The organism is Novosphingobium sp., from assembly GCF_041915465.1.
GTDB lineage: Bacteria > Pseudomonadota > Alphaproteobacteria > Sphingomonadales > Sphingomonadaceae > Novosphingobium.
The window spans coordinates 25,384-35,382 of sequence record NZ_JAYSBK010000023.1 but is presented as its reverse complement, the minus strand read 5'-3'; the positions used below and the strand labels follow the sequence as shown (position 1 = coordinate 35,382).

The following is a 9,999-nucleotide window of genomic DNA, read 5'->3' as shown; positions in this document are numbered from 1 at the left end:
GCCCAGATGCCCTTCGGCGGCGTCGGAGCTTCGGGCTATGGCCGCTTCGGCGGCAAGCAGGGCATCGACAGCTTCACCGAAACCCGCTGGATCACCGTCGAAACCCAGCCCGGACATTTTCCGATCTAACTCCATTCAAAGCAGAGGATTACCATCATGGCTGCCGATCGCGCCGAAGAAGATACCGTTGCCTTCACTGTCGAGGACGACATCGCCTGGGTCTCGTTCAATCGCCCCGAAAAGCGCAACTGCATGAGCCCCAAGCTCAACCGCCGCATGAAGCAGGTGCTGGAAGAACTGGAATTCCGCGACGACGTGAAGGTGCTGGTGCTGACCGGCGAGGGCGATGCCTGGACCGCGGGCATGGACCTCAAGGAATACTTCCGCGAAACCGAGGAACAGGGCCTGTGGGCGATCCGCAAGTCGCAGCGCGAAAGCTATGGCTGGTTCGAACGCCTGCGCTGGTATGAAAAGCCGACCATCGCGATGATCAACGGCTGGTGCTTTGGCGGCGGCTATGGCCCGCTGTTCGGCTGCGACATCGCGATTGCTTCGGAAGACGCGCAGTTCGGCCTGTCGGAAATCAACTGGGGCATCCTGCCCGGCGGCGGCGCGTCCAAGGTCGCGCAGGAACTGATGCCGTTCCGCAAGGCGATGTACCACGCGATGATGGGTGAAAACCTGTCGGGCAAGCAGGCCGAGGAACAGGGTCTGGTGACCGAAGCCGTCCCGGCCGAGCGCCTGAAGGACCGCGTGCTCGAAATCGCCAACGCGCTCAAGAAGAAGGACACCCATGCCTTGCGCGCCACCAAGTGGACCATGCGCCGGATGGTCGACATGACCTATGACAATGGCCTCGAATACCAGATCCGCGCCCAGGAAGCCCTGCACAGCTTCGGCGGTGCTGCGGCCCGCAAGGAAGCGACCCGTCAGTTCCTTGACGAAAAGAGCTTCAAGCCCGGCCTTGGCACCTTCGACACCAGCAAGGTCAAGTAACCCCGGAAAGGCAAGATAGTGCGATGACCCAGCGGATTGCCCAGATCGCCTATGTTGCCAGCGACGGCACCCGGCCCTTCTACTATGCCAATGCGCATGAGAAGGACCGGGTTCCGGTCGAACTTCACCCCATGCCGGTGCACGATGCCCGCGCACTGGACGCGCATGTCGATCGCGAGGGCTTCCAGTTGGTCCGCCACAAGTCCGCGATCACCGACTGGACCGACCGCGAGGCGCTTGCCGCAATCCACCGCGCCGAAGTTGCGGACCTCATCAAGCAGATCACCGGCGCCGACGAAGTGCAGGTCAATGCCCCCGGTATCCTGCGGTTCTCGGAAAAGAGCGGCAAGGCGGGATCGAGCGACAATTCGCACCCCGCGCGCTTTGCCCATATCGACATCAACGATGAAACCGCCGCCGAGTTTGCGCGGCGCGGCGCGAATGGCCGCGCGTTCAAGCGCTGCGCCGCCTACAACCTGTGGCGCGCGCTCAGCCCGGCCCCGCAGGACGTGCCGCTGGCCTTCTGCGATGCGCGCAGTTTCGCGCCGCAAGACCTGATCGTGGCCGACGCGATCTTCGATCCTCCAAACGGCGCGCCGGAATGGAGCTTCGAAAGCTGGGTCGTGGCCCATGCCCCGCAGCACCAGTGGTATTTCTATCCGGACCTGTCAGCGGACGAGGCGGTGCTGTTCAAGACCAACGACAGCGATCCGGCGCGCGCGCACTGCGTGCCCCACGTCGCCTTCGACGATCCGCTGGCCCCGGTCGACGCACCGCCGCGCATCTCCATCGAAATGCGCGCGACCTGCTTCTGGTGGGCCTGACCTACAGCGCCTTGTAGAGCGCCAGCATCCGGCCCCAGGCGCGTTCCGCCTCGGCCTTGTCGTAAACCGGCGCGTCCAGCGTGCACCAGCCGTGGTCGGCGTTGTAAACCTCGATCTCGGCGGGCCGCCCCGCCGCCTTGGCGGCTTCGCGCAGCGCATCCTTGTCACCCGGCGCACGGGCATCGTCGTTGCGGGCAATCGCGAAGAGGAAGCTCGCCTTGGTGCTGGCCAGCAGGCGGTGCGGGCTGTCGGGCGCGTCGGTCACCAGCCCGCCGCCGTGGAACGAGGCCGCGGCGCGAACCCGATCCGGCATGGCAGCCGCCGTGCGCACGGTATAGGGCCCGCCCATGCAATAGCCCTGGGTGCCGATCCCGCGCTTGGTATCGACCGCCTTCTGCGCGTCAAGGAAAGCAATCGCCGCCTTGGCATCGCTGGTGGTCCCGGCAGGGCTGAGCGCCGCAATCATCGGCTTGAGCTTGGCCTGCCCCTCGGGCGTTCGCCATTCCGCCATGCTCGCCATGATCGGTGCCGGGCTGGAGCGATAATAGTGGTTGATCACCAGCACCGCATAGCCTTCGCCAGCCAGCCGCCGCGCCATTTCCTTATAAGCATCGCGCAGCCCCGCGATATCGGGCCACAGCAGCACGCCGGGGTGCTTGCCCTTGGCCGGATGAACGAAGAAGCCATCCGCCGTGCCGTCAGGCGTCGCGAATGTGACGGCCGCTTCCTTGAGCGCGGACTTGCCCTTGGCCTCGCTGGTGCCGCCGGTGCAGGCCGCCAGCACGCCCGCCGCGCCGATCGCTGCAAATTCGCGGCGGCTCACGCCCTTGGCCGCGAGCGCGGCTTCTTCTTCACTCGCGGTGAATTCATCGCACATGGCTGTTCTCCCGATTGAGGGAGGAGAATAGCCGCGTGCAGACAGGTGTCTAGGTCAGGTCGTTGATGCTGATGGTCTTGCCCGCCAGCGCGGCCTTGTTGGCCTCGCGCCGTATCCGCTCAACCTCGAGGCGTTCGGGCGGGGCAACCTCGTCCGGCAGGGCGGCCAGGCTTTCCTCGTAGATCGCCTTGAAGTCCTCGGCGAATTCGGGGTGGGTGAAGACCAGGCCCTGCCCGGCGCTCATCCCCGCGACGATCTTGGTCCCGGCTTCGTGCGGGTCCATCCCGGCCTGAAACGCCGTGCCGAACTGTTCGAGCTCGGCCCGGTTGACCTCGCCAAAGCCGCTGCCGGCAAATTCGGCCGGGCGGCGGAAGGCCGAATCCCAGGCATTGGTGCGGATCAGCGCCGGGCAGACCAGCGTGCAGCCGATCCCGTGCGGCACCAGGTTGTAGCGCAGCGATTCGGTCAGGCCGCGCACCGCGAACTTGCTGGCGGTATAGATCCCCGCCTGCGGGCCGGAGAGGTAGGCCGCCATGCTGGCGATGTTGGTGACGTGGCGGCGGCCTCTAGCCTTTTTGAGCTTGGGCAGGAAGGCGACGATCCCGTTCACCACTCCGCCGAAATTGACGCCCATGATCCAGTCGAAATCGGCATGGCTGGCCTCGGCGGTGTCACCGAACACGCTGACGCCGGCATTGTTGCACAGCACGTGGACCTCGCCGAAGTGCGCCTCCACCGCATCGGCGGCGGCGGCCCAGCCATCGCGGTCCATCACGTCGAGCTTCACCCACAGCGGTTCCTCGCGCCCGTTATCGGCGAACCACTTGGCGGCCTGCGCCCGGTACTCCTCGTTGCGATAGGACAGCGCCAGGCGCATCCCCGCGTCGCTGAACGCCTGGGCAATGCCCAGCCCCAGCCCCGAAACGCCGCCGGTGATGAAGGCCACGCGGCCATTCCATTCGCTCATCTCGATTTTCCCTCTCGCCAAAACGCGAACAATTGTTAGTGTTACATACAAAGTTTTTGGGAGAGTCGAAATGGCTGATTTGGACGCGCGGCTCGCTGCGCTGGAAAACCGCGTAAACGAGCTGGAAGACCAGGCCGCGATCCGCCGCCTGCAGATGGCCTATGGCTATTACATCGACTATAACCGCCCCGAAGAGGTTGCCGGGCTGTTTTCCGAAGATGGCGCGGTGGTGTTCCTTTCGGGTGAATACCGCGGCCATGCCGGGATCGTGCGGCTTTACGGCACCTGGTTCCAGAACCTGTTCACCGGCGGCAAGCGCGGCCCGGTCAAGGGCTTGCTGCTCGACCATTTCCAGCTTCAGGACGTGATCACCGTGGCACCCGATCGCAAGACCGCCAAGGGCCGCTTCCGCGGCATCCTTGCGGGCGGCTGGCACGATGCGATCAAGGACGCCATCCCCGAAGGCATGCCCCAGCAGTTCTGGGAGGCAGGCATCTATGAAAACGACTACGTGCGCGAAGACGGCGTCTGGAAGATCAAGCGCCTCAATTACATGATGCAGTGGCAGGCCGACTATGAAACCGGCTGGGCGCACACCGTGGCGCACCTTCAGCCTGCCGCCGAATGCTTCCCCGCCAACCCGATCGGGCCCGACGTGATCCTGGCCGAGGAAGACTGGCGCCCGACCTGGCCGAACCGCCAGGAAGTGGCGATGAGCTTTGCCCACCCTGTGCTGGGCGCGGCTTTCGTGGTGGAAAACTTCACCAAGCTGCAGAAGAAGTGGCCCTGAGCCAGGCCGGGTGAAAGGGGAGCGCCCCGGCGCCCCCGCCCGCCGGCAGCAGGCTCACGAATTTGCGTGGTGCGCGGCGGTCCATGCGATCATCGCGGCGATGACCTTGTCCGAAAGCGCCGCAAACTCGCGCTGCTGGCGTTCGGTCAACTTGCCGAGCAGATCGCTTGCCAGGGCATCGATCGACGGCACCATCCGGTTGTAGGCCTCCCACCCGGACGGAGACAGGCGGACCGGACGGCGGCGCCGATTTTCGGGATCGCTCGCCTCTTCGATCAGGCCGCGTTCGCGCAGGACCGCCAGCGCGCGGCTGACGTTCATGGCCGGCACGCCCATGATTTCGACCAGGTCGTGCCCGGCCAGATCGCCCTCACCGGCGAGCGCCATCATCACCTTGAGTTCGATCTGGCTGAAGCCCGAGGGATCGCAAACGCCCTCCTTCATCGGCACGTTGATGAAACTGCCCAGCTTGAGCAATCGAATCAGCAGATCGAAGGCCGCCTGATTGGCCGGTTTGTGCGAAGCGCTCATGGTCAGAGCCTATTGCCTTGCACCACTCCATGCGCAAGGCCGGATTGCGTATCTTCATAACAATCGTGATAAAAAAGCCGCACTTCAAGGGCGATGAACGTAGCGTCATTGATGGCTATTGCAGAAACAAATTTTGTATGTATCACTGACAATCGGTTTGGAGTGGCCCGCATTAGAGGCCAGAACAGGAGAGGGAAGATGGCCAAGCATTCTGGCATGATTAACCTTGCGCGCCTCGGCTTTGCCGTTGGCGCATCGGCGATTGCGATGGGCATCGCCGCCCCCGCCTTCGCGCAGGACAACGCCGACGATCAGGGCGAAGCCGGCCGCGAAATCGTCGTTACCGCACAGTTCCGCGAACAGAAGCTGCAGGACACCCCGCTGTCGATCACCGCGGTCGACGCCGGCCTGCTTGAATCGCGCAACCAGACGGATCTTTCCAAGATCGCGGCCCAGGCCCCGAACGTGTCGCTGAACGCGATGGGCGGCGCCTATGGTTCCTCGCTCGGCGCCTCGATCCGCGGCATCGGTCAGTACGACTTCAACCCGGCCTATGAACCGGGCGTCGGCATGTATGTCGACGATGTCTACTACGCCACGCTGACCGGCGGCATCTTCGACCTGCTCGACCTTGAACGCGTCGAAATCCTGCGCGGCCCGCAGGGCACGCTGACCGGCCGCAACTCGATCGGCGGCGCGATCAAGCTGTTTTCGAAGAAGCCTTCCGACGAAAACAGCGGCATGATCCAGGCAGTCTACGGCAGCCGCCAGCGCACCGACCTCCGCGCCTCGGCCAACGTCGTGCTGGCTGACGGCGTCTATGGCCGCATTTCGGGCGTCTACAAGCACCAGAACGGCTATGTCGACCAGGTCGACTATGGCTGTGCACACCCCGGCAACACCTATGGCATCACCGGTTTCCCGGGCTCGGGCTCGGACTGCGTAATGTCGAAGCTCGGCGAAGTGAACTACGCGGGCGTGCGCGGTTCGCTGCGCTTCAACCCGACGCCGGGCATGGATATCACCATCACCGCCGACTACACCCATGAAGACCGTGCGAACGCGGCCGAAGTGGTGACGCAGACTTCGCCTTCGATGGCCGATTTCAACTGCGGCAAGTGGTGCACCTATGCCAGCTTCTATCTGCCGGCTGGCGGCCAGGTCGCCCAGGGCTACTTCATGCCCAACCGTACCAAGTTCGATGGCTGGGGCGTTTCGGCCAATGCCAAGTTCGACCTGTCGGATTCGCTCAACATCCAGTCGATCACCGCGTATCGCGACTATCGCCAGATCTGGGGCACCGACGATGACTTCACCGCCAACCCGGCCAAGGCCGCCGGCGGTTACAACGACCTGTCGTTCTGGTTCTTCAGCCAGGAACTGCGCCTGAACGGCAAGATCGGCGATCTGGCCGAGTTCACCCTCGGCGGGTTCTATTCGGACCAGAAGTCGGTCTACTTCACCGGCAGGACATCCGTTACATCGCGCCGGGCCTGAACTTCCAGTTCATGGGCAACGACCCGGTCAACGCCGACAGCCGTGCGGCCTTCGGCACCGTGATCCTGCACCCGACCGAAGCCATGACCCTGACCGGCGGTCTGCGCTACACCAAGGAACACAAGGACTACACCTTCGTTCGCAAGAACTACAACGGCACGGTCTCGACCTTCCTTGGCGCGCTCGACGGCGTGAAGGCCGTCTATGACGGCAGCAAGTGGGACTGGCGCATTTCGGCTGACTATCGCTTCTCGCCCGAAGTGCTGGCCTATGTCACGGTCGGCACCGGCTTCAAGGGCGGCGGCGTGACCGCCCGTCCGTTCGACGCCGCCCAGGCGCTCAACGGCAGCTTCGGTCCGGAAACCGTTACTGCTTACGAAGCCGGCCTCAAGACCGACCTGTTCGATCGCAAGCTGCGCCTGAACATTGCGGCCTTCCTCAACGACTACAAGGACATCCAGCTTCCCCTGATCAGCTGCGCCTCGCTGGGCTCGCTGGCTCCCTGCGGCGCCCGCCAGAACGCGGGTAGCGGCAAGATCAAGGGCTTCGAAGTCGAAATGTTCGCCTCGCCGTGGGAAGGCTTCGACATCGATGCCTCGCTCAGCCACCTCTATGGCAACTGGTCGACCATCGACCCGCGCGTCGGCAATGCGATCCTGATCACCGACCCGATCGTGACGCCGGACTGGAAGTGGAGCTTTGACGCCCAGTACAAGTTCGACTTCGGCTCGGCCGGCTCGATCACGCCGCGCTTCGACCTGTCCTACACTGGCAAGACCAGTGCCGGTCGCGTCTCTGCCGGTGCTCCGATCGACTACTTCCCGGCGGTGACCCTGGGCAACGCCCGCATCACCTGGAAGAACGCCGACGAAGACCTGTCGATCGCGTTCGAAGTCCAGAACATGTTCAACAAGTACTACAACCCGTTCCGCTTTGCGGCGGTCTATGCCTTCTCGGGCACGATCTACTCGCAGGTGGGTCGTCCGCGTGAATGGGCGATCACGGTCAAGAAGGACTTCTGATCGACCCAGACCTGATAAACCAGGTGGGGAATACGCGAAGGGGCGGCCGGCAACGGTCGCCCCTTTTCGTTGCGGTCCTTTTCGTTGCGCCGCCCCTGCGGGCGCGCTATACTTTCTAACAATTGTTATGATAATGGGAGAGTACCGGATGCTGCCCGAAGGCGTGAACATCGCCCATCCCGACAAGCTCTATATCGGTGGTCAGTGGGTCCTCCCGCACAGCGGCCGCCAGCTTGAAATGATTTCGCCGAACACCGAAGCGGTGATCGCGACCTGCGCCGAGGCGGACGAGGCCGATATGGACGCCGCCGTCGCCGCCGCGCGCAAGGCATTCGACCATGGTCCCTGGCCGGCCACGCCCCCGGCAGAGCGCATTGCCGCGTTCCGCAAGATGGTGGCCCACCTCGAAACCCGCGTGCCCGAACTCGCCACCTGCTGGACCGCGCAGATGGGCGGCCTCGCCAGCTTTGCCGGGCCGATGCACGGCGGTTCGGTGATGGGCCTCGCGCAGATCGCCAACTTTGCCGAAAGCTTCCAGTTCGTCGAACAGCGCGCCTCGATGGGCGCCGCCGCCGGGATCGTGGTGCACGAACCGGTCGGCGTCGTCGCCGCCATCGCGCCGTGGAACGGGCCGTTCGGGATCATGGCCAACAAGGTCGCCTATGCGCTGCTGACCGGCTGCACCGTGGTGATGAAGCCCAGCCCGGAAACCCCGCTGGAAGCCTATATCATCGCCGAGGCGGCGGAGGCGGCGGGTATTCCCGCGGGCGTGGTCAACCTGGTTCCCGGCCACCGCGAGGCGGCCGATCACCTGGTGAACAACCACGGGGTCGACAAGGTCAGCTTCACCGGATCGACGCTCGCGGGCAAGCGCATCGCGCAGGTCTGCGGGGCACGCATTGCGCGCTATACGCTGGAACTCGGCGGCAAGAGCGCGGCGATCATCCGCGACGATTTCCCCACCGAAGCCGCCGCCAAGCTGCTCACCGGCACGCTCAACATGATGAGCGGGCAGGTCTGCGCCATGCTCAGCCGCGCAATCGTGCCCAAAGCGCGCCACGATGAACTGGCCGCCGCGATTGCCGCCGAAATGAGCCAGGTGGTGATCGGCCATTCCGACGATCCGAACGCCCAGCTCGGCCCGGTGGCGATGAAGCGCCAGCTCGAACGGATCGAAAGCTACATCGAGGAAGGCAAGCAGACCGCCGACCTTATCTGCGGCGGGGGGCGGCCCAAGCACCTCAACCAGGGCTATTTCATCGAGCCGACGCTGTTCGCCAATGTCGATAACCAGAGCCGCATCGCGCAGGAGGAAATCTTCGGTCCCGTGCTGTGCCTGATCCCCTGCGAGGACGAGGAAGACGCGATCCGCATTGCGAACGAATCGAACTATGGCCTCAACGGCTCGGTCCTCACGCAAGACGCCGAGGCCGCCTATGCCATCGGTCGCCGCATCCGTACCGGCGGGTTCGGCCAGAACGGCCTGCGCATGGATTTCGGCCTGCCGTTCGGCGGCTACAAACAGTCGGGCATCGGCCGCGAAGGCGGGCCGGAAGGCCTGTGGGGCTATGTCGAAACCAAGACCATGCTGCTCGACGCGATGCCGGCGCAGCTGTAACGTCGGCGCAAAGCCTAAGAGAGGACAGCATGACAGATCACGTTTCGGGCAAATCCATCGTCATCACCGGCGCAGGCGGGGGCTTTGGCCGCCTGGTCGCGCTCAAGACCGCCGCGCGCGGCGCGAAGGTGACGCTGGGGGACATAAATCTGGCCGCGGCAGAGGAAGTTGCCGCCGAAATCCGCGCCGCCGGGGGCCAGGCCCAGGCCGTGTCGACCGACGTCACCCAGCTGGCCCAGGTCAAGGCGCTGGTCGCCACCGCGCTTGATGCCTACGGCGCGGTCGACGTGATGCTCAACAACGCGGGCATCATGCCGCTGGCATTCATCGCCGATCACGAAGCCGCCTATGGCGCGTGGGAGCGCTGCATCGACATCAACATCAAGGGCGTGCTGAACGGCATGGTCGCCGCCCACGACACGATGATCGCCGCCGGACGCGGGCACGTGATCAACGTCTCGTCGATCTATGGCAATTTTCCGGTGACCGGTGCGGCGGTTTACGGCGCGTCGAAGGCGGCGGTGAACTTCCTGTCGGAAAGCTTCCGCGTGGAATCGCGCGGCAAGGTCAAGGTCACGATCGTCAAGCCGACCGGCGTTCCCGCCACCGGCCTTGGCGGCACCGTGGTCAACCAGGCTGCCAGCGTCGGCATTCTCGGCCAGAATACCGGGGAATTCATGGAAATGGTCGCCGGCATGGCCGACGGCACGTTCCCGGCCGAACGGCTTGATCCCGCCAACATCGACTATGCCAGCCTCGCCCCGGAACACATCGCGGACGCCATCGTCCACGCCATCGACCAGCCTTGGGGTGTCTCGATCGGCGACATCACGATCCGCGCGGCGGGAGATCACTTCATCCTGTAACGGCGCGCCCT

At 64.5% G+C, this 9,999-nt stretch carries 11 protein-coding genes; 8 read left to right on the top strand and 3 right to left on the bottom strand.

Translation table 11 applies throughout. The annotated features are described in order from the left end of the window. The 3 genes from ACE3SN_RS06310 to ACE3SN_RS06300 all read left to right on the top strand — a co-directional run. On the top strand, positions 1–129 hold a 129-nt coding region (locus ACE3SN_RS06310), incomplete at its 5' end, for an aldehyde dehydrogenase family protein (protein ID WP_374528202.1). Positions 130–156: 27 nt separating this feature from the next. After that, on the top strand, positions 157–996 hold the full coding sequence (locus tag ACE3SN_RS06305; RefSeq protein ID WP_374528551.1) for a p-hydroxycinnamoyl CoA hydratase/lyase: 840 nt from the start codon (positions 157–159) through the stop codon (positions 994–996). Positions 997–1,019: 23 nt separating this feature from the next. Continuing rightward, positions 1,020–1,820: a CmcJ/NvfI family oxidoreductase gene (locus tag ACE3SN_RS06300; RefSeq protein WP_374528549.1), complete on the top strand. Its 801-nt coding sequence runs from the start codon at positions 1,020–1,022 to the stop codon at positions 1,818–1,820. A gap of 1 nt (position 1,821) precedes the next feature. Here the strand turns inward: ACE3SN_RS06300 and ACE3SN_RS06295 are convergent, their stop codons facing one another. Further along, positions 1,822–2,697 carry a dienelactone hydrolase family protein gene (locus tag ACE3SN_RS06295; RefSeq protein ID WP_374528548.1) on the bottom strand — a complete coding sequence of 292 codons (876 nt, stop codon included), beginning with the start codon at positions 2,695–2,697 and terminating at the stop codon, positions 1,822–1,824. 49 nt (positions 2,698–2,746) lie between these two features. Continuing rightward, positions 2,747–3,664 carry an SDR family oxidoreductase gene (locus ACE3SN_RS06290; protein WP_374528546.1) on the bottom strand — a complete coding sequence of 306 codons (918 nt, stop codon included), beginning with the start codon at positions 3,662–3,664 and terminating at the stop codon, positions 2,747–2,749. A 70-nt stretch (positions 3,665–3,734) separates the two neighbouring features. On the opposite strand from ACE3SN_RS06290, the gene ACE3SN_RS06285 reads away from it, so the two are divergent. Further along, a complete protein-coding gene (locus ACE3SN_RS06285; RefSeq protein WP_374528545.1) occupies positions 3,735–4,454 on the top strand; it encodes a nuclear transport factor 2 family protein in 720 nt (239 codons plus the stop codon). Between the two features lie 54 nt (positions 4,455–4,508). Here the strand turns inward: ACE3SN_RS06285 and ACE3SN_RS06280 are convergent, their stop codons facing one another. After that, the gene (locus ACE3SN_RS06280; RefSeq protein WP_374528543.1) at positions 4,509–4,985 is read right to left on the bottom strand and encodes a MarR family winged helix-turn-helix transcriptional regulator; all 477 of its coding nucleotides are present in this window, start codon (positions 4,983–4,985) and stop codon (positions 4,509–4,511) included. 198 nt (positions 4,986–5,183) lie between these two features. Between ACE3SN_RS06280 and ACE3SN_RS06275 the strand changes: the two genes are divergently transcribed. The 4 genes from ACE3SN_RS06275 (at position 5,184) to ACE3SN_RS06260 (ending at position 9,988) form a co-directional block, all read left to right on the top strand. After that, positions 5,184–6,482, top strand: coding sequence for a TonB-dependent receptor (locus ACE3SN_RS06275; RefSeq protein ID WP_374528541.1), 1,299 nt, complete (start codon positions 5,184–5,186; stop codon positions 6,480–6,482). Positions 6,483–6,493: 11 nt separating this feature from the next. Beyond that, positions 6,494–7,504 carry a TonB-dependent receptor gene (locus ACE3SN_RS06270; protein WP_374528540.1) on the top strand — a complete coding sequence of 337 codons (1,011 nt, stop codon included), beginning with the start codon at positions 6,494–6,496 and terminating at the stop codon, positions 7,502–7,504. 148 nt (positions 7,505–7,652) lie between these two features. Continuing rightward, positions 7,653–9,122: an aldehyde dehydrogenase gene (locus ACE3SN_RS06265; RefSeq protein ID WP_374528553.1), complete on the top strand. Its 1,470-nt coding sequence runs from the start codon at positions 7,653–7,655 to the stop codon at positions 9,120–9,122. Between the two features lie 29 nt (positions 9,123–9,151). Continuing rightward, positions 9,152–9,988, top strand: a complete 837-nt coding sequence (locus tag ACE3SN_RS06260; protein ID WP_374528539.1) for an SDR family oxidoreductase — start codon at positions 9,152–9,154, stop codon at positions 9,986–9,988. The last annotated feature ends 11 nt before the right edge of the window (positions 9,989–9,999 follow it).

Coding starts and splice junctions, on each gene's coding strand:
- ACE3SN_RS06305 (WP_374528551.1), top strand. CDS start 157: ATGGCTGCCGATCGCGCCGAAGAAGATACCGTTGCCTTCACTGTCGAG.
- ACE3SN_RS06300 (WP_374528549.1), top strand. CDS start 1,020: ATGACCCAGCGGATTGCCCAGATCGCCTATGTTGCCAGCGACGGCACC.
- ACE3SN_RS06295 (WP_374528548.1), bottom strand. CDS start 2,697: ATGTGCGATGAATTCACCGCGAGTGAAGAAGAAGCCGCGCTCGCGGCC.
- ACE3SN_RS06290 (WP_374528546.1), bottom strand. CDS start 3,664: ATGAGCGAATGGAATGGCCGCGTGGCCTTCATCACCGGCGGCGTTTCG.
- ACE3SN_RS06285 (WP_374528545.1), top strand. CDS start 3,735: ATGGCTGATTTGGACGCGCGGCTCGCTGCGCTGGAAAACCGCGTAAAC.
- ACE3SN_RS06280 (WP_374528543.1), bottom strand. CDS start 4,985: ATGAGCGCTTCGCACAAACCGGCCAATCAGGCGGCCTTCGATCTGCTG.
- ACE3SN_RS06275 (WP_374528541.1), top strand. CDS start 5,184: ATGGCCAAGCATTCTGGCATGATTAACCTTGCGCGCCTCGGCTTTGCC.
- ACE3SN_RS06270 (WP_374528540.1), top strand. CDS start 6,494: ATGGGCAACGACCCGGTCAACGCCGACAGCCGTGCGGCCTTCGGCACC.
- ACE3SN_RS06265 (WP_374528553.1), top strand. CDS start 7,653: ATGCTGCCCGAAGGCGTGAACATCGCCCATCCCGACAAGCTCTATATC.
- ACE3SN_RS06260 (WP_374528539.1), top strand. CDS start 9,152: ATGACAGATCACGTTTCGGGCAAATCCATCGTCATCACCGGCGCAGGC.